The organism is Pseudomonas sp. BR20 (assembly GCF_050780135.1).
GTDB lineage: Bacteria > Pseudomonadota > Gammaproteobacteria > Pseudomonadales > Pseudomonadaceae > Aquipseudomonas.
The window spans coordinates 2,515,013-2,532,709 of the sequence record NZ_CP172012.1 but is presented as its reverse complement, the minus strand read 5'-3'; the positions used below and the strand labels follow the sequence as shown (position 1 = coordinate 2,532,709).

At 60.6% G+C, this 17,697-nt stretch carries 15 protein-coding genes; 6 read left to right on the top strand and 9 right to left on the bottom strand.

Going from position 1 to position 17,697, the window contains the following annotated elements; translation table 11 throughout:
• Window positions 1–37: 37 nt before the first annotated feature.
• Both ACHPFG_RS11635 and ACHPFG_RS11630 read right to left on the bottom strand, forming a co-directional pair.
• The gene (locus ACHPFG_RS11635) at window positions 38–1,486 is read right to left on the bottom strand and encodes an aldehyde dehydrogenase (protein ID WP_131698867.1); all 1,449 of its coding nucleotides are present in this window, start codon (window positions 1,484–1,486) and stop codon (window positions 38–40) included.
• Window positions 1,487–1,562: 76 nt separating this feature from the next.
• Window positions 1,563–2,393 (bottom strand): p-hydroxycinnamoyl CoA hydratase/lyase, encoded by an 831-nt coding sequence (locus tag ACHPFG_RS11630; RefSeq protein ID WP_010567568.1) that lies wholly within the window; start codon window positions 2,391–2,393, stop codon window positions 1,563–1,565.
• A 214-nt stretch (window positions 2,394–2,607) separates the two neighbouring features.
• Between ACHPFG_RS11630 and ACHPFG_RS11625 the strand changes: the two genes are divergently transcribed.
• On the top strand, window positions 2,608–3,096 hold the full coding sequence (locus ACHPFG_RS11625) for a MarR family winged helix-turn-helix transcriptional regulator (protein WP_431702545.1): 489 nt from the start codon (window positions 2,608–2,610) through the stop codon (window positions 3,094–3,096).
• 5 nt (window positions 3,097–3,101) lie between these two features.
• On the opposite strand, the gene ACHPFG_RS11620 is transcribed toward ACHPFG_RS11625, so the two are convergent.
• Entirely contained in the window at window positions 3,102–4,427 is a 1,326-nt protein-coding gene (locus tag ACHPFG_RS11620; protein ID WP_431702543.1) for an OprD family porin, read from the bottom strand.
• 308 nt (window positions 4,428–4,735) lie between these two features.
• Between ACHPFG_RS11620 and mhpT the strand changes: the two genes are divergently transcribed.
• Complete coding sequence (mhpT, locus tag ACHPFG_RS11615) at window positions 4,736–5,944, top strand: 3-(3-hydroxy-phenyl)propionate transporter MhpT (protein ID WP_431702541.1); 1,209 nt, start codon at window positions 4,736–4,738, stop codon at window positions 5,942–5,944.
• Here mhpT and ACHPFG_RS11610 read toward each other — a convergent pair.
• The 3 genes from ACHPFG_RS11610 to ACHPFG_RS11600 all read right to left on the bottom strand — a co-directional run bounded on the left by ACHPFG_RS11610 (window position 5,922) and on the right by ACHPFG_RS11600 (window position 9,251).
• Window positions 5,922–6,869, bottom strand: a complete 948-nt coding sequence (locus ACHPFG_RS11610; protein WP_431702539.1) for a SphA family protein — start codon at window positions 6,867–6,869, stop codon at window positions 5,922–5,924. The two genes, mhpT and ACHPFG_RS11610, sit on opposite strands and share 23 nt — an antisense overlap.
• An 81-nt stretch (window positions 6,870–6,950) precedes the next feature.
• Window positions 6,951–7,718: a coniferyl-alcohol dehydrogenase gene (locus ACHPFG_RS11605; RefSeq protein ID WP_431702537.1), complete on the bottom strand. Its 768-nt coding sequence runs from the start codon at window positions 7,716–7,718 to the stop codon at window positions 6,951–6,953.
• Window positions 7,719–7,775: 57 nt separating this feature from the next.
• Entirely contained in the window at window positions 7,776–9,251 is a 1,476-nt protein-coding gene (locus tag ACHPFG_RS11600) for a benzaldehyde dehydrogenase (RefSeq protein WP_431702535.1), read from the bottom strand.
• A gap of 270 nt (window positions 9,252–9,521) precedes the next feature.
• Here ACHPFG_RS11600 and ACHPFG_RS11595 point away from each other — a divergent pair, with 270 nt between their 5' ends.
• A complete protein-coding gene (locus tag ACHPFG_RS11595; RefSeq protein ID WP_431702533.1) occupies window positions 9,522–11,279 on the top strand; it encodes a sigma 54-interacting transcriptional regulator in 1,758 nt (585 codons plus the stop codon).
• 111 nt (window positions 11,280–11,390) lie between these two features.
• Complete coding sequence (locus ACHPFG_RS11590; RefSeq protein WP_431702531.1) at window positions 11,391–11,867, top strand: type II secretion system protein GspJ; 477 nt, start codon at window positions 11,391–11,393, stop codon at window positions 11,865–11,867.
• 63 nt (window positions 11,868–11,930) lie between these two features.
• Here ACHPFG_RS11590 and ACHPFG_RS11585 read toward each other — a convergent pair whose 3' ends face one another.
• A complete protein-coding gene (locus ACHPFG_RS11585) occupies window positions 11,931–12,704 on the bottom strand; it encodes a YkgJ family cysteine cluster protein (RefSeq protein ID WP_431702529.1) in 774 nt (257 codons plus the stop codon).
• Window positions 12,705–12,948: 244 nt separating this feature from the next.
• Window positions 12,949–14,067 carry an NADH:flavin oxidoreductase gene (locus tag ACHPFG_RS11580; protein WP_431702527.1) on the bottom strand — a complete coding sequence of 373 codons (1,119 nt, stop codon included), beginning with the start codon at window positions 14,065–14,067 and terminating at the stop codon, window positions 12,949–12,951.
• A 102-nt stretch (window positions 14,068–14,169) separates the two neighbouring features.
• Between ACHPFG_RS11580 and ACHPFG_RS11575 the strand changes: the two genes are divergently transcribed.
• Together ACHPFG_RS11575 and ACHPFG_RS11570 are read left to right on the top strand one after the other, a co-directional pair.
• Entirely contained in the window at window positions 14,170–14,553 is a 384-nt protein-coding gene (locus tag ACHPFG_RS11575; protein ID WP_123424552.1) for a winged helix-turn-helix transcriptional regulator, read from the top strand.
• A 254-nt stretch (window positions 14,554–14,807) separates the two neighbouring features.
• Window positions 14,808–16,235, top strand: a complete 1,428-nt coding sequence (locus ACHPFG_RS11570; protein ID WP_431702524.1) for an aldehyde dehydrogenase family protein — start codon at window positions 14,808–14,810, stop codon at window positions 16,233–16,235.
• Between the two features lie 99 nt (window positions 16,236–16,334).
• Here the strand turns inward: ACHPFG_RS11570 and ACHPFG_RS11565 are convergent, their stop codons facing one another.
• Window positions 16,335–17,630 (bottom strand): OprD family porin, encoded by a 1,296-nt coding sequence (locus ACHPFG_RS11565; RefSeq protein ID WP_259244449.1) that lies wholly within the window; start codon window positions 17,628–17,630, stop codon window positions 16,335–16,337.
• Window positions 17,631–17,697 lie beyond the last annotated feature (67 nt).

Sequence of the window (17,697 nt, the reverse complement as noted above, 5' to 3'; positions counted from 1 at the left end):
CAACGCCGCCTTGTTATTGTTATGTCGCGACGCCTGCTCAGATCGGGTAATGCCGTGGCCCGTTCTGCAAGGTCACCCAGCGCAATTGCGTGAAGTGCTCGATCGAGGCCTTGCCGCCAAAGCTGCCGTAGCCGCTGGACTTGACCCCGCCGAACGGCATCTGCGCCTCGTCATGCACGGTCGGGCCATTGATATGACAAATGCCCGACTCGACACGCTGCGCCAGGGCCAGTGCACGCCCGGTGTCACGGCTGAAGATTGCCGCCGAAAGGCCGAACTCGGAGTCGTTGGCCAGGCGCAGCAAGGCTTCATCACCGTCACCGCGCAGCAGTACCGCCACCGGACCGAAGGACTCTTCGCGGTACAAGCGCATGTGTTCGGTGACGCCATCGATCAGGGTCGGCTGCAGGATGCTGCCGTCCAGTTGGCCACCTACCACCAGCCGCGCGCCCTTGGCGAGGGCATCGTCGATCAGGGCCTTGATGCGTGTACCGGCGCCGGCGTCCACCAGGGAACCCAGGACCGAATCCGCTGCAATGGGATCGCCCGCGCGCAGGGTCGCGACCTTGGCCGCCAGCTTGGCGGTGAAGGCATCGGCGACCTTGGCATCGACAATCAGGCGCTCGGTGGACATGCAAATCTGGCCCTGGTTGAAATAGGCGCCAAAGGCAGCCGCCGCGACCGCAGCGTCGAGGTCGGCGTCATCGAGCACCAGCAACGGCGCCTTGCCACCCAACTCCAGCAAGGCCGGCTTGAGGTGACGCGCCGAGAGCTCGCCGACAATCCGCCCCACATGGGTCGAGCCGGTGAAGTTGACCCGGCGAACGGCCGGGTTGGCGATCAGCCGCTCGACAATCGCAGCGGCATCCGCCGGGGCATTGCTGATGACGTTGACCACGCCATCGCCCAGGCCGGCGTCCTGCAACACCTGGCCAATCAGGCGGTGCACCGCCGGGCTCAGCTCCGAGGCCTTGAGCACCACGGTATTGCCGCAGGCCAACGGCATGGCGATGGCACGTGTGGCGAGGATCACCGGGGCATTCCACGGCGCGATGCCCAGTACCACGCCGCACGGCTGACGCAAGGCCATGGCGAAACTGCCGGGAACATCGGAGGGGATCACTTCACCGGTGATCTGGGTGGTCATCGACGCCGCTTCGCGCAGCATATTGGCCGCCAGGCGCACGTTGAAGCCATACCAGTTGGCCATGGCGCCGGTCTCGCCGGCGGCGGCAATGAATTCGGCGCTGCGCGCCTGCAATTGCTCGGCAGCCTTGAGCAAGCGGGTGCGGCGTTCGTTGGGCGCCAGCGCAGCCCACGCGGGGAACGCGGCGTGGGCGGCCGCTACGGCGGCGTCGGCATCTTCCAGGGTCGCGGCGGCCACCCGCGAGACCACTTCACCGGTCACCGGGTTGCGACGTTCGAAGGTTCGACCGTCACGGGCGGGGCACGACTGGCCGCCGATCAACAGGGGCACGTCCAGCATGGTGATTCCTCTTTATTATCTTTATCGGGAATACGTTCAAGCAGGGTACAACGGCGCGGCCAGGCGGCCGCGCCCTTCAGCGTTTATACGCCTGCAGGCCAGGCTTGATGCTCTTGTCGTCGAGGAACTGTTTCATGCCCTGCTCGCGACCGCCTTCGGTGTCGAGCAGGCGCGACTGATCGAGCTTGGCGTAGAGGTAATCCTCGTTCTGCTCCCAGGTCAATTCGCGGCAGCGTTTGAAGCCATGCTTGGCGGCACGCAGCACCACCGGGTTTTTCTCCAGCAGGTTGCGCGCCAGTTCGATGGTCACTTCGCGCAGTTGAGCCAGCGGCACGCTTTCGTTGACCAAGCCCATTTCGGCGGCTTTCTGCCCGCCAAAGGTCTTGCCGGTCATGATGTAGTACAGCGATTGGCGATGGCCCACGGTGTCGGCCATGGCCTTGCTCACCAGGTTGCCCGGCGGGATGCCCCAGTTGATTTCCGAGAGGCCGAAGGTCGCTTCGTCGGCGCAGATCGCCAGGTCGCAGGCCACCAGCGGGCTGAAGCCACCGCCGAAGCACCAGCCATTGACCATGGCGATGGTCGGCTTGGCGTACATGCGCAGCAGTTTCCATTGCCATTGCGAGGCTTCGCGGCGGATTTTTTCCTGGAGGATTTCCGGGCCGGCATCCACCTCGCGAAAGTATTCCTTGAGGTCCATGCCGGCGGTCCAGGCTTCGCCTGCGCCGGTCAGCACCAGCACGCCGGCGGCAGGGTCCTGCTCCAGGGTTTCCAGAACATCGATCATTTCCCGGTTCAGGGTTGGGCTCATGGCGTTGCGTTTTTCCGGACGATTGAGAATGACCCAGGCGATGCCTTCTTCGATCTCAACCTTGACGGTGGTCCAACGGCCTTCGTAATTGCTCATGGCGGTACGCTCTTGTTCTGGGGTTTGAAGATGATTCGAAATTAAACCGCAAATATAGTTATGTCAATTAACTATTAACCTGAATAACCAATATTTTTACCCGATGAAACCTGCGTTTTCCAGGCGTTGTGAAAAGCCGGCATAGCCATGGCTCGCCAACCTCGGCAAACTAGATAGCCTTCTTAACCTCCACCTTCTGAGGATTGCACTGCCAATGGCCAAGCCTTCCAACATCGCCGCCGCCAGCCAGGCCCTGCCCGATAACGACGAGGTACGGCCGCCGCTGGACTCAGCCCTGGACGATCTGATCGGCTACGCCATGCGTCGCGCCCAGCTCAAGCTGTTCCAGAACCTGATCGGCCGGCTGTCGGACCACGACCTGCGCCCTGCGCAGTTCTCGGCCCTGGCGATCATCGAGCAGAACCCCGGGCTGATGCAGGCCGACCTGGCTCGCGCACTGGCGATCGAGCCGCCCCAGGTGGTGCCGTTGCTGAACAAGCTGGAAAGCCGCGCCCTCGCCGTGCGGGTGCGCTGCAAGCCAGACAAGCGCTCCTACGGGATCTTCCTCAGCAAGAGCGGCGAAACCCTGCTCAAGGAGCTCAAGGCGATCGCCGCCCAGAGTGACCTGGATGCCACGGCCGCCCTCAACGGCCAGGAGCGTGAAGAGCTGCTGCGCCTGCTGAAGAAGGTCTACCAGGACTGATCGGCTTACCAGAGCGCCACGGTGTAGAGCACCAGGAAACGGGTCTGGTTTTCATCGCGAAAGGCCGCACCGCTGGGGAAGTCATTGCGGTAGATCGACTTACGCGCCATGAACCCGACGTTTTTCAGCGGGCCGCTCTGGATCACATACCCCAGTTCCATCTGGAACTCGCGCTCCTTGCGGTCCTCGGCGTTGAAAGCGGCCAGTTCGATGTTGTCGCCACGCACATAGCGCAGCCGAGTCTTCAACCCCGGCACACCCGCTGCGGCGAAGTCGTAGTCGTAGATGGCCTGCCAGGTGCGCTCCTTGGCGTTGAGAAAGTCCGAGCTCATGGTCAGTTCGCTCATGCCCATCAACTCGGTGCCGGAGATATAGGGTGTGGCCGTCTCCCCGCTTGAGTGCATGTAGCCAAGGCTGACGCGATGGCCGCCCAGGCGGTAGCCAAACAGCGCCGAGAGGTTGCGGTTGTCCACGTTGCCCGCCTTGGCACTGCCATCCTCGCGACTGAAAAAGCTGCGCAGGTCGCTGGTGAACACGCCCTCGCCCAGCGGCAGGTTGTGCAGCAGCGCCAGGGTGTCCTGCTGGTAGAGGTCCGCGACCTGGGAGTGATAGACACGCAGGCTGAGGTCTTTATTGACCTGGTAATCACCGCCCACATAAGCCAGGTGCGACGTGGTGGCGGTGGCGTTGAAACGCCGGTTGGGCGAGGCGATGGTCATGGCCTGGTAGTCGGTGGAGTCGCGTTTGTTGATGCGGTCGATGTAGCCGGTGTTGAGGGTCAGGCCATCGATGTCCTTGGAGCTCAAGGTGGTGCCGCGAAAAGTTTGCGGCAGCAGGCGCGACGGGCTGGCAAAGGCGAATGGCAGGAAGATCGACACATCACCGGCCTTCACCGTAGTTTGCGCAAACCGCAGCTTGGCGGTTGGCGCCAGGCGCGAGTACTCATCGGCGGCGCGCTTGTCGCTGGCCGACACCGGCAACAACTCGGTGCCGCTGCGGTTTGGCGAGGAATCGAGCTTGACCCCCATCAGCCCGCGTACATCCAGCCCAAAACCCACCGGGCCTGGGGTGTACCCCGATTCCAGGTTGAGGATGAACGCCTGGGCCCATTCCCGGGCGGCGGTCTTCGCACCGTCGTCCTTGTAGTCGCGGTCCAGGTAGTAGTTGCGCAAGGTCAAGGTGCCATGGCTGTCGTCGATAAAGCCGGCGGCCCACAGCGGAGCGGGCAGCACGCTCAAGGCCAGGCATGCCATGAGCAGGCGTGGGGTGGTGTTCGACACACAGGCGATGGGCGCCGCTGCAGCGGCGTGCTCCATAGGGAGTTCTGGCATGTTCGATGTCCATTTTTTGTTGTTGTTTTTGGGGTGGCACACGCTCGGCCCGGTCGGCTTCGCGAGCCAAGAATGGAAACAGCCGACGGTACCCGTCAACCGCAACTGAGCGATAATCGAACATTAATAAAACTATCTATTTTTTAGGTGCATCTGGATCTATATGCCAACATTTTGAATTTTATGGATTTATTCATGATTTATGAGCAGATCAATCCACAATTCTTTTTTTAGTTATCTTTGTTATCTTAATCACCAGCAGCCACTCGCGCTTGCCACCACAACAAAAACAACAATGAGGTTTGCCCATGGACAGTCCATCGCGTCGTTCGACGCTGACTATTGCGTTGTGCTTTATCGTTGCGCTGATCGAAGGGTTCGATCTGCAGGCCGCCGGCACTGCCGCCGCCGGGTTACGTCAAACGTTCGCCCTGGATCCGAAGATGCTCGGTTGGGTGTTCAGCGTCGGCATCATTGGCCTGCTGCCGGGGGCGTTCTTCGGCGGTTGGGTCGCCGACCGCATCGGGCGCAAGAAAATCCTGGTGAGCGCCGTGCTGCTGTTCGGGCTGTTTTCCCTGAGCACCGCGTTTGTCGAAAGCTACTCAAGCCTGTTGCTGGTGCGCTTCCTCACCGGCCTGGGCCTGGGTGCCGCGCTGCCCAACCTGATCGCGCTGTGCGCCGAAGCGGTAAGCGAACGCAACCGTGGCACGGCCATCAGCGTGATGTACTGCGGGGTGCCGCTGGGTGGTGCATTGGCCGCAGTGGTGGCGATGTTTTCCAGTGAGCACTGGCAGACCACCTTTATCATCGGCGGCCTGGCACCCTTGCTGGCCGTACCGTTGATGATCCTGCTGCTGCCGGAATCCACCGCCTTTCGCCAACAGCGCGACAACACGCCTGGCACCCGCCTCTCCAGCGGCCAGGCGCTGTTCGGCGAAGGTCGCGCCCGCACCACACTGGCCTTGTGGCTCAGCTACTTCTTCACCCTGACCGTGATGTACATGCTGCTTAACTGGCTGCCGTCGCTGTTGCTGGAACAAGGCTTCAGCAAACCCCAGGCAGGCATGGTGCAGATGCTCTTCAATATCGGCGGCGCCCTCGGTTCGCTGCTCGGTGGCGTGCTGCTTGACCGATGCAATGCCGTCAAAGTGGTGCTGTCCGTGTATGCCGGGTTGCTGGCGGCATTGGCAGGGGTCGGGTTGTCGGTGGGCATCGTGCCCATGGCCATTGCCGGTTTTGCCGCCGGCCTGTTCGTCATGGCCGCGCAGTTGGTGCTGTATGCGTCGGCACCGCCCTCCTACCCAACCTCGGTGCGCGCCACCGGTGTCGGTGCAGCAGTGGCCGTCGGCCGCTTGGGTTCGGTCGCCGGGCCGCTGGCGGCCGGGCAACTCCTCGCCGCTGGCGCCGGCACCGCGGGGGTACTGCTGGCGACGTCCCCCGGGGTGGTGATTGCCGCACTGACCATCATCAGCGTGATGGTGCGTACGGCGCCCACTAGAACTTATGCAGCCAATTGAGCACCAGTTTGTTGCCCTCGGTGCGGTTCTCCGCCTGCTGTTCAAAGTAGGCGTTTACCGATAGCACATCTTCCTTGCTGAACGCATAGACCAGGCCTGGGCCCATGGCCCAGACCTTCTCCCGACGCCCGCTCACGGCGTGCCCATCGACCTTGGTGTCGGTGATCTGCTTCAACCAATAGCCGTTAACCCCCACGCTCAGTTGCTGGCTCAAGGCATATTGCAAGGTCAGGTTGGCATGCAACGCCTGCCCGGCCTGGGTATCGGAAACATCTCCAAAACCTGCCTGCGGATCATCATTCTTGCCATTCCACAGGTACATGAAACGCCCGCTCGCCGACCACTTCGGGTTGAACCAGTACGTCGCCGCGTAATACGGGTTGAATGACCAGAAGTTGCTGCCTGGGTTGATCGAGCGCTTGCGGTCATAGGCACCCACCGGCACCGAGATATCGGCTTCGACACGTTGGGTCAGCAGTGGGCTGCCATCGGCGCGGCTCAGGGTCGGCAGTTGCAGGAAAGGCCCCACAATCACATCACCAAAGCCAGCGCGAGAACTCAGCGCCGCATTGTTCAACCCATCGTCGACATCCACATGGGCGAGGGAGGTGTTGATCAGGGTGATTCCCGGCATCGCGCCATTGGCCAGGGGTTGGCCGAGGTAGATGATCTGTGTGGTGGGCGCCACCACTTCCAGGTCCTGCTTGGGCAACGCCAGCTTGTTGCCGTTGGCATCATTGAAGCGGCTGGCCCGGGAGTACGTCAGGTATTCCTCCAGGTACCAGCCCGGGCCGGCCGGGGCCGGTGAGCCGTCGTAGAAACTGGTGCTGCCCAGGTTGAGTCCGGGCAAATCATAAGCGTAAGCAGTCGATGTCAGTGCGACAAACGTCGTGGCCGCAACCGTCCGCAAGATAGGCTTGAGCATCTTGTATGTCCTGTGTTTTTGTTGTTGTTCAAGACGCCCGGCACGGTGGATCCGCGCCGGGGTTTACCGCTGTTGCAACCCTTACACGTAGGTCGCCGCCAACCCACCGTCCACCGGCAGATTGACGCCGTTGACCCAGCGCGCGGCGTCCGAGCAGAGGAAGGCAATCACCGCCGCCACCTCATCGGCCAGGGCTGGACGGGTCATGCGCTGGCTGTCCGCAGCCACCCGCTCCGGCCCGAGCATGCTGACGAAATCGCTGAGAATCGGGGTAAACACCGGCCCCGGCGCAACGCAGTTGAGGCGCACCGAGTGATCGCGAAACCAGCCTTGGGATTGCTGGAAGCTCCACACGATCAGCGCTTCCTTGAAGTACTGATAACAGCTGGCCTGCTCCACCGGATTGGCCGCCAGCCACTGCTGCCCGGCGTCGAAGCTTTGCGTCGCGGCCAGGGCCTTGTGCTGCTCCAGGCGTTGCGGCCATTGCGCGCCGAGCACCGAGGCGACATTGACGATGCTGCCGCCCGTCGGCATGCGTGGCAGCAGCGATTGGGTCAGGTGCCGCAACCCCAGGTAATTGACCGTGGCCACCGCTTGCACGGGCGCCGTACCGGGCACGCCGGCAATGTTGCACAGCCCGTCGACCCGCGCCGGCAGGCGTGCCACCAGGGCATCGATGCTGGCCGGATCGCCCAGATCAGCCTGGAAGAAGCCATCCAGGGTCAGTTGCGGTTCATGGCGATCAACGCCGATCACCGTGGCGCCCTGGAAACGCGCGAGTCGCGCCAGCTCGGCACCGATGCCGGAAGCGACACCGGTGACGATCAGGGTTTTGTTGTGCAGATTCATGTTCAAGCCCTCTTATTTTTGTATAGGCATGGGTGGATCAAAACGATGAGCCAGGGCTCAGAACGGATAGGCAGGCGGAGTGTTCTTCACCGTGACCCACTGCCACTGGCTGTACTCGTCCCAGTCGGCCGGCCCGCCCACGCTGCCGCCATTGCCGGAAGCGCCGCGCCCGCCAAAGGGGTTGATGCATTCGTCGGCCACGGTCTGGTCGTTGATGTGCAGCAGGCCGCAGTCAAGCCGCTCGCCGATGGCCATGGCGCGCCCGACCGACGGTGAGATGATCGCGGCCGAGAGGCCGTACTCGGTGCGGTTGGCCAGCTCGATGGCCTCCTCGTCCGTGGCAAAACTGACCACCGTGGCCACCGGGCCGAAGATTTCATCCTCAAACGCGCGCATGCCCGGACGCACGCCACTGAGCACAGTGGGCTGATAGAACAAGCGGTCATAGTCGCCGCCCGCCTCCAACCGCGCGCCCGCTTGCAGGCTGTCGCTGACGATCTCGTGCACGCGCTGCAATTGCCGTTGGTTGATCAATGGGCCGAGCGCGGCTTCACCGCGGGCGGCATTGCCCACGGTGAGCGCCCGGGCCTTGTCCACCAGCTTGCGCGTGAGGCGTTCGGCGATGGACTCATGGGCGAGGATCAAGCCGGTCGCCATGCAGATTTGCCCCTGGTGCAGCCAGGCGCCCCAGGCGGCATTGCTCGCGGCCAGGTCGAGGTCGGCGTCTTCGAGAATGATCAGCGGGTTTTTGCCGCCCAGTTCCAGCGCGACTTTTTTCAGGTGTCGTCCGGCCACTTCGGCGACTTTGCGCCCCGCCGCCGTCGACCCGGTGAACGCAATCATCTGCACATTCGGATCGCGGCACAGCGCCTCCCCCGCCGGCGCGGCACCGGGCAATACCTGCAGCAGGCCCTTGGGCAAGCCCGCCTCTTCGAACAGCCGGGCGATCAGAAAACCACCGCTGACCGGCGTCTGCGGGTCGGGCTTGAGCACCACCGCATTGCCCGCCGCCAGGGCCGGCGCCACCGAGCGCAGCGACAGCACCAGCGGAAAATTGAACGGTGAAATCACCCCGACCACGCCATGGGGCTGACGCCGGGCATAGGACAGGCGACCGGCTGCACTGGGCAGTACCACGCCGTGAGGTTGGGACAACAGCCCCGCCGCTTGATGCAGCAGCACAATCGCCTCGCGCACTTCGTGTTCGCCCTTGAACAACGCGCCGCCGGTTTCCCGCGCGACGTACAGCGCCAGTTCGGCAAAGGACTGCTGGGCCAGGTCCGCCGCCTTGCGAAACACCTCGGCACGCTCCCGTGGGCCGAGTGCAGCCCAGGCCGGCTGGGCCAGGGCCGCGCTGCGGCAGGCGATGGCGATGTCGGCCGGGTTGGCCATGGCGCAGCGCATCAGGGGTTCGCCGGTGGCGGGTTCGATCACCGGGATCACGGATCCCGAAGCGGGTATCCAATCGCCGTTGAACAGGCATTCGGACCCAATGGCCCGCTGTAGAAAGTGGGTGGTTTCAGACACTGACATGGCAACTCCCGGTTCTTGTAATTGTCATCGCCTGCACAGGGTGCAAACGCCGCATCAAGCCTTGAGCAAAGGCTGTGCCGCTTGCACGCAACGTCGCTGACATAAAGCGTCGAGGGCTCTGGGACGGGGCCTGACACACACCGCCCATACCTCACCCGCCGGTCGACTGCAAAAACCGGCGCTCTGCCACTTGTTCAATTGATAAGGTTATGTTTAATAACTATCTGAGCAGTTACTCATATCGATCACTCGCTTTGCAGGGGCATAACAATGACTAATCCCCACAGCGCGCTGCCCGACGACCGGGTGGCCACCGCGCCCTACCATCCGCGCGGCGACAGCCGCCAACTCAGTGACAGCAGCTCGCCCACCCCGGCGGAACTGACCGACTGCCTGTTCTTCTCACCCGAAGACGGACGTATCTGGCTCAACGATCAACGCATGGTGTTGCTGCACAGTTCGTCGTTCGGCGCCCTGCGCAGGGAGGTCATCGAGCGCCTGGGGCTGGAGCAGGCGCGTGGCCTGTTTACCCGCACCGGTTATGCCTCCGGCGCGCGGGATGCGCGGTTGATCCGCGAGCGCTGGCCACAGGCCGATGCCGCCGCGGTGTTTCGCGCCGGGACCCATTTGCACACCCTGGAAGGCATGACCAAGGTCGAACCGCTGCACTTCAAGTTCGATGCCGATTCGGGGTTCTATGAAGGCGAGTTCCTCTGGCATCACTCGTGCGAGGCCGATGAACATGTGGGCGCCTACGGCATCGGCCAGGACCCGGTGTGCTGGACTGAAACCGGCTATGCCATTGGTTTCGTCAGTGGCCTGTTCGGGCAAATGGTGATTTTCCGCGAAGTGGAATGCCGTGGCATGGGCCACCGCAGCTGCCGGGTAATCGGCAAGACGGCCGAGCAATGGGGTGACGTCGAGCAGGACCTGCGCTACCTGAATGTGTCCCAGGCCGTCACCAACGCCACGGTCGCGCCCACACCCGATCACCCGGTGAGCCACAGTGCCAGGGCCAACCCGCCGCAAACACTGGTGGGTGCGAGTGCGGCCTTCAACGCCGCGACACAAGCCCTGCAACGCGTTGCACTGACCCCGGCAACGGTGTTGATCAGCGGTGAGTCGGGGGTGGGCAAGGAGATGTTTGCGCGCCAGTTGCACCAGCTCAGCCGCCGCCAGGACAGCCCGTTCGTGGCACTCAATTGCGCTGCCATTCCGGACAACCTGATCGAGGCCGAACTGTTCGGTGTCGAACGCGGCGCCTATACCGGCGCGACGCACTCGCGGCCTGGACGTTTCGAACGGGCCCAGGGCGGCACGCTGTTTCTGGATGAAATCACCAGCCTCAGCCTGGCCGGGCAAAGCAAGTTGCTGAGGGCCTTGCAGGAACGGGAAATCGAACGGGTCGGCGGGGTGCGCGGGATCAAAGTGGATGTGCGCGTGGTGGCCGCCACCAATATCGATCTGCGTAAAGCCGTGGCCGACGGCACCTTTCGTGAAGACCTGTTCTACCGCCTGAATGTCTACCCCATCGCCCTGCCACCGCTGCGCGAACGCCGGGACGACATCCCGCTGTTGATCAATGCGTTCCTCACACGCTTCTGCCAGGAATACGCCCGAACCCCGATGGGCCTGACCATGCGCGCCCTGAAAGCGCTGCTGCGCTATGACTTCGCGGGCAATGTGCGCGAACTGCAAAACCTGATCGAACGCGGCCTGATCGCCAGTGACGAAGGCCAACCCATTGACCTCGTGCACCTGTTTCGCAACGAGCCGATGCCCGCCGATCCCTATGGCCTGGACGACCATGGCAGCCTGTCCAACAGCGCACCACCGCCGTGCCTGGCCCTGTTCGACACCCTTGGCCAACTGGAACCGGGGTTTTCCATCGAAGGCCTTGAATCGCGCCTGATCAACGAAGCCCTGCAACGCAACGCCGGCAACCTGGCCGCCGCCGCCAGGCTCGTGGGGCTCAGCCGTGCACAATTTGCCTATCGGCTGAAGAAGCACCAGCGGCACAGCCCTTGATGGGCAATTAGTGCCTTAAAAGCTTTATTCAATTAAGTAGTTTGCATGGGCATCCGGGTGACCAATGCCAGCTTATTTAACCGTGACAAGGATCTCCTGTGAGCGGACTGCGTGAACGTCAGAAAGCCGAACGCCGGCAAGCTATTGAAGAAACTCCCACTGGCTGAAGGGTGCGCGCATCCAGTTGTGCCACGTTACCCGGTGTTTCGGCTCGGCCGGGAAGCCCTGCATCAGCGCAGGTGCCACGCGGGTTGCACAGGACGACTCATTGGCCTCGACGTAAAGAGTCGCCCCGCAGCCCTTCCCGAAAACGGTCTGCAACGGGTGCGCTGGTGGCTGGAGGGTGACACGCTGTACCGCGCCACATCAGCGGCCAGTGATCGATACCCGTTGCTGGCCCCCAAAAAAGCGGTGGCCGTCTTGTCCGGCATCAGTGAACTGCAGGTACGCATCTGGGAAGCGGGCCAGGGCTGGCGTCAGCTGGCCGGCAACCGCAAAGCCGATCCCGTCGGCCTGGAAATCAGCCTGACCCGCCAGACACCACAGGGGGAAGAACGTTATCGGCAAGTGCTGGGGCCGCTGCAATAAGTGAGTCAGCGACGATCAAGGTATCCCCACGCCCTGGAGCGGGTAAAGCACTGAGCTCTCCGATTAAAGCGAGTGAAAGATGTATTCAGTCTGTGCACGAAGATCCAGTTCAACACCTGCCCGCTGCAGACGAGTGTGAAGGTCTGCATCATCGACGCGTACTTTCCAGGACACATTGGCCGGTACGTCGCCTCCCGCGCGAACGAGACTGATGGCCTGCTGCAATTGCGCACGGTCGGTTAAGTAAACAGCCAGCGCGTTGCCTTTCCAGGCGGCAACACTCATCCCCAGCGCCGCGCATACTGAAACTTTTGCCTTGGCATCGTCGCGGTCAGCCTGTCGGGAGCGTTGAATCTGATCCTCCAAGACAGGATCAACTACACGGTCAGACCATAACACCTCTCCCGACTCCCAGACTTCCGGTGGGCAGACCTTTTCTTCGGGGCGCGGGGTCAGAAATGGATTGATTTCCATCGGATAGATTCGACAGACCAGCGGTCGATCTTCATAGATCGTGCAGCGGTTATCCTCCCCGAGACTTGGGCACTGTGTCAGGGCGTTACCCGCAAAAATGGCTATTACCTGAATACGTGCCTCTCCACTGGCCACATCGACCGCGCGTTGCACGCTGTGGTTGTAGTGCTCTGGCAATGGGAAGGCTGACGTGTCGAAAGCTTCGAGTATGACTGCGACGTTACCGCCACGATTTAACCACTGCTCGGCCTCTTGAAGCGTCAGAGGGATAAGACGTCCTTTACAGCAAATTCCGCACCCGTTGCAGGTAAACCGCGTGACGTGGTTTTTTATGGGCGTCACGGATTGGCTTATAGGTGTCATGATCAATCCTGTTTCTCGCCTCCAAACTTCCAGTAGAGGCGATGGCGAAAGAAACCCATGATATCGGCTGTATACCTGGTTTCAAATAGGCACTAAATCCCTACCAGGTATACTTGAATACACCTTCCCATGACCGGTCACCACCGCTTGCCAGATCGCTCGGCATCATCCGTGGCGACGCCGTATCACCCGGATTCCGGGCATCTACGACTCGCACGTAGATGCCCGGGATACGGTGTAAGGCTTAAACCAATTCGGCTAAAGATGCCGGATTGAAGCCCTTCAGTTCTGCGTAATCACCTTTTTCCACTTTGGCGACCCAATCCTTGTCACTCAGCAGAACACGCCCTACCGCGATCAGATCAAACTCTTCGCGCTCCATACGCTCGACGAGCCGATCCAGGCTCGCAGGGGTTGATCCGTTGCCGGCGAATGCGTGAGTAACATCATTATCCAGCCCGACCGAACCGACGCTGATGGTTGTGGCTCCAGTGACTTTCTTCGCCCAGCCCGCGCAGTTCAGCCCGTTCTCACCATCAATTTCGGGAAACTCAGCGTCCCAGAAGCGCCGCTGCGAGCAATGCAGAACATCCACACCCGCCTCAACCAACGGCAGCAGCCAGTCTTCCATCAGTGCAGGGGTCTCGGCGAGGCGTACCCCAAAATCCTGCTGCTTCCATTGACTGACGCGCATGATGATAGGGAATTCGGGCCCGACCGCATGACGCACAGCAGACACGATCTCAGCGGCAAAACGGGAGCGCTCTTTGATCGTCGGTCCGCCATAACGATCGGTGCGCTGATTGGTGCCGGCCCAGAAGAACTGATCGATCAAATAACCATGAGCCCCATGGATCTCAACCGTGTCGAAACCCAGGCGTTTGGCATCCGCCGCCGCCTGGGCGAACGCAGCAACTGCGTCTGCAATATCCTCTTCGCTCATCGCCACACCGCGAGGCTCGTTTGGCGAATCGAGACCAGATGGGCTTTCAACCGGCGCATCAGGCGCCCAGCCGCTGACGTCACGCACTGCGCCGGTGTGCCAGAGTTGCGGCCCCATACGGCCCCCGGCAGTGTGAACAGCATCGATCACGTTCTTCCATCCGGCCAGCGCTGCTTCACCGTGAAAAAAAGGGATGCCGGGACCGTTACGTGAAGCAGGACGATTGATGACGGTCCCTTCTGACAAAACCAATCCGACCCGCCCCTCAGCCCGCCGCCGATAGTATGCAGCGCTGCCTTCACCGGGGATGCCCTCTGGCGAAAATTGCCTGGTCATCGGCGCCATGACAATCCGGTTTTTCAGTTCAAGCGAGCGGATGGAAAGAGGACGAAATAAAACGCTGGTATCAGGGTTTGACATTGGATGGTCTCCATTTGCTTTTGGAGACCATATAAGTATATTTTGTAAACTAAATGTCAATTAGGCACCTAGAATCGCCTAGGTATACATGAGGAAACTTCGATGCTGGAATTAAAGCCGCAATGTTTTTCGTCGGAGTGCCCAAGCCGGGCGCTGTTCGACCAAATCGCAGACAAGTGGTCGATGATGGTTCTGGCGGTACTTGATGACGGGCCGCATCGTTTTAACGCCATCAGGCGTCGCCTGGAGGGCGTCACTCAGAAGGCCCTGACACAGTGCCTGCGGCGACTGGAACGAAATGGTCTTGTCTCGCGCCAGGTCATCTCGTTCTCGCCCGTAGCAGTCCAGTATGAGATCACCCAACTGGGTCGAACACTGCAGCAGCCATTTCGCGAATTGCATAAATGGACGCTCGACAAATTGCCTGAGGTTGAAACGGCCCGGTTGAAGTTTGACGAGGCCGCGCAGGTAAGCCTGACGGAGTGAATGACTTCGCAGGTTTGCCCGCGGTATCCATGAACCTACCAACGCTACTTTAAGTGCCTAATTGACTCTAGGTTTATCACGTATACCTTGTAAGGGTCGCCAACGATGGCCTCATTTTGATGCCTTCTTGTGACCTTTGATCAGCGCCTCTCCGCGACTCTCGACGATTGGCCAAGCGCCTTCGATATCGACGCGGCAGCGCTGATCCCAGCGGCCTGACCTTTTTTGGGAAGCCCAATATGACGAGGACTAAAATGCGCGAAAATCTTCAGTTTTACATCGATGGTTCATGGGTGGAGCCCGCTGGCAATATCGTAATAGATGTCATTAATCCGGCTGACGAAACGGTTGCCGGCCAGCTAGCGCTCGGCGGCACCCTCGACGTCGATAAAGCGGTCGCAGCCGCGAGAGCCGCCTTCCAGTCTTTCTCGCAAATATCGGTTGAGGAGCGTGTTGCACTCTTCGATCGAATCATCGCTGCCTACCAGTTGCGCGCACAGGATCTTGCGATAGCAGTGTCCGAGGAAATGGGCGCACCGCTATGGCTCGCCGAGCAATTGCAAGTCACGGCCGGCCTGGCCCACATTCAAATCGCTCGCGCCGCGTTAGCCAAATACAGTTTCGAACACGAGATGGGCACCACTGAGATCGTACGCGAGCCGATTGGCGTTTGTGCGTTAATCACGCCATGGAATTGGCCGCTCAACCAGTTGACCTGCAAGGTGGCCGCAGCGTTGGCGACAGGCTGCACGATGGTGGTGAAGCCTTCTGAAGTGTCGCCCTTCTCAGCGACGATCTTTACCGAGATCATGCATGATGCCGGTGTACCAGCCGGTGTTTTTAATCTGGTACACGGAGACGGCAAAGGTGTTGGCGACGCACTGACGGGTCATCCTGAAGTCGATCTCGTCTCGTTTACTGGATCCACCCCCGCAGGCATCCAAGTCGCACGCAATGCTGCGCTGACGGTGAAACGCGTACACCAGGAACTGGGCGGAAAGTCGCCGAACATCCTTTTGCCGAGTGCCGATTTTCCGTCAGCCGTGGCGGCGGGCGTGGCTCAAATTATGCTCAACAGCGGTCAATCATGTAATGCGCCGTCACGGATGCTTGTTCCATTTACACGAATGGATGAGGTAGCCGATCTCGCGCGCACTGCGGCAGCGCAGTGGGTTGTCGGACACCCGGCAAGTAACGCAAAAATGGGGCCGGTCGCCTCCGAGGCACAATGGCGCAAGATCCAGAACCTGATCCAGGTCGGCATCGAAGAAGGTGCAACGCTGATAACAGGTGGTCTCGGCCGACCCGAAGGGCTCGACACCGGTTTCTATGTGCAACCGACCGTCTTCTCCAACGTGACGAATGACATGACTATCGCCCGCGAGGAAATCTTCGGTCCGGTGCTTGTCATCATCGGTTATGCCGATGAAGCCGATGCAGTGGCGATCGCCAATGACACCGTATTCGGTCTTGCCGCTTATGTTCAGGGCGAACATACAGCCGCCGAGACAGTGGCGCGTAAACTTCGGGCCGGACAAGTCACGCTCAATTATGCCGACATGGATTTGGCGGCCCCGTTCGGGGGATACAAACAGTCGGGTAACGGTCGTGAATGGGGAGAAGTTGCGTTCGGCGATTTTCTCGAAACCAAAGCGATCGTTGGCTTTCGGCGGGCCGTGTGAAGGGCTTGCTGCTGGAATGAGTAGCGCCCTTTCCCTATGAAAAGTAGCGGCGTCCCAGAACGCCGGCTACTTATTCAGTAAGTGCGATCGTAAGGGGTTTTATAGCAGCGAAATGGGGTAATTAATGAAAATCCGGTTTTCATCAAACTCATTGGTGCTGAAATCCCTGCGAACACTCGAATTGCGCCATCTAACGCTGAGATTTTTCAGTGCACCGGACTGCACCACGTAGGCCAGTTCCGACTCTCGGCCCCACTCTTTGCCATCGGTGATCGAACCTGTGTGGACGTTATCACCGCTGATATATCGGTTCATTAATGTCAGGCCCGGGACACCGAGCACAGCGAAGTTAAAGTCATGGCGTAGCTGCCATGAGCGCTCCTGAGCGTTATCAAAACTGGCGTTATAGCTGTCGTTGGCCAATGTTCCACCACTGGTGCCGTTGACCCGCATCCAGGCGCTGTCGCCGGTGAGTTTTTGCAGGCCGACGTAGAAGGTGTTGCCGCCGTATCTGGCAGAGAGCAAGGCGAAGGTGGTCTTGTTGTCAAGGTCGCCGGCCAGGGCGCGGCCGTCTTCCTTGCCGTTGAAGAAGCCCAGGTTGGCGCCCAGGGTCCAGTCGCCCGCGGGTTGGCTGTGGCTGAGATTGACGTACTGTTGCTGGTAGATGTCGGTGAGCTCGGCGTACCACACGCCAACCTGAGTGCGCTTGTCGTTAAAGGTGTATTCGCCGCCGCCGAAGTTGAAGCGGTCGGAGGTGAACGCGGCTTTGCCGTTCATGAACATGTCTTCCATGCTCGCGTCGTTGCGTGGGCTGTTGCTACGGAATTGGCCGCCATAGAGTGTCAGGCCGGCGATCTCGTTGGAGGTCACCTGACCGCCACGAAACGTCTGTGGCAGAGAACGACCATCGTCAGAGCGCAGGATCGGCAACACAGGCATCCATTCACCCACTTTCAATTCAGTCTTCGACAGCTTGGCTTTCAGCGCCACGCCCAGACGCCCAAAGTTATCGGCGGGGCGGCCGTCGTCGTGGATCGGCAGCAGTTGGGTACCGCCGGTGCCTTTGCCACCATCAAGCTTTTGGGAATAAAGACCTAATACATCGACACCGAATCCTATCGGCCCAGCGGTATAACCGGAACGAGCATCAAGGATGAAGCTCTGTGTCCACTCTTCGGCTTTATTCTGTGGAGCGGCGCTGTTGGGATAGGCCGGATTGATGAAGTTGCGATTGATGTAAGCGTTGCGCAAGTTGAGGGTGGCGGTAGCGCCATCGACAAAGCCGCTATTTTGATCGGCCTGAACAGCGGCTGACGTACCCGCGCAGAACGCAAGCGTCACAGTAATCAGGGATTGATGTGCAGGCACGCTGCGGAAAATAACAGGGTAGCGCATGATGTTTTCTCACAATGAGTTATTATTTTTGTTGTTGCGATTTTTGGCGTGTCATTCAACTTGTGCA

Coding starts and splice junctions, on each gene's coding strand:
- ACHPFG_RS11635 (WP_131698867.1), bottom strand. CDS start 1,486: ATGCTGGACGTGCCCCTGTTGATCGGCGGCCAGTCGTGCCCCGCCCGT.
- ACHPFG_RS11630 (WP_010567568.1), bottom strand. CDS start 2,393: ATGAGCAATTACGAAGGCCGTTGGACCACCGTCAAGGTTGAGATCGAA.
- ACHPFG_RS11625 (WP_431702545.1), top strand. CDS start 2,608: ATGGCCAAGCCTTCCAACATCGCCGCCGCCAGCCAGGCCCTGCCCGAT.
- ACHPFG_RS11620 (WP_431702543.1), bottom strand. CDS start 4,427: ATGCCAGAACTCCCTATGGAGCACGCCGCTGCAGCGGCGCCCATCGCC.
- mhpT (WP_431702541.1), top strand. CDS start 4,736: ATGGACAGTCCATCGCGTCGTTCGACGCTGACTATTGCGTTGTGCTTT.
- ACHPFG_RS11610 (WP_431702539.1), bottom strand. CDS start 6,869: ATGCTCAAGCCTATCTTGCGGACGGTTGCGGCCACGACGTTTGTCGCA.
- ACHPFG_RS11605 (WP_431702537.1), bottom strand. CDS start 7,718: ATGAATCTGCACAACAAAACCCTGATCGTCACCGGTGTCGCTTCCGGC.
- ACHPFG_RS11600 (WP_431702535.1), bottom strand. CDS start 9,251: ATGTCAGTGTCTGAAACCACCCACTTTCTACAGCGGGCCATTGGGTCC.
- ACHPFG_RS11595 (WP_431702533.1), top strand. CDS start 9,522: ATGACTAATCCCCACAGCGCGCTGCCCGACGACCGGGTGGCCACCGCG.
- ACHPFG_RS11585 (WP_431702529.1), bottom strand. CDS start 12,704: ATGACACCTATAAGCCAATCCGTGACGCCCATAAAAAACCACGTCACG.
- ACHPFG_RS11580 (WP_431702527.1), bottom strand. CDS start 14,067: ATGTCAAACCCTGATACCAGCGTTTTATTTCGTCCTCTTTCCATCCGC.
- ACHPFG_RS11575 (WP_123424552.1), top strand. CDS start 14,170: ATGCTGGAATTAAAGCCGCAATGTTTTTCGTCGGAGTGCCCAAGCCGG.
- ACHPFG_RS11570 (WP_431702524.1), top strand. CDS start 14,808: ATGCGCGAAAATCTTCAGTTTTACATCGATGGTTCATGGGTGGAGCCC.
- ACHPFG_RS11565 (WP_259244449.1), bottom strand. CDS start 17,630: ATGCGCTACCCTGTTATTTTCCGCAGCGTGCCTGCACATCAATCCCTG.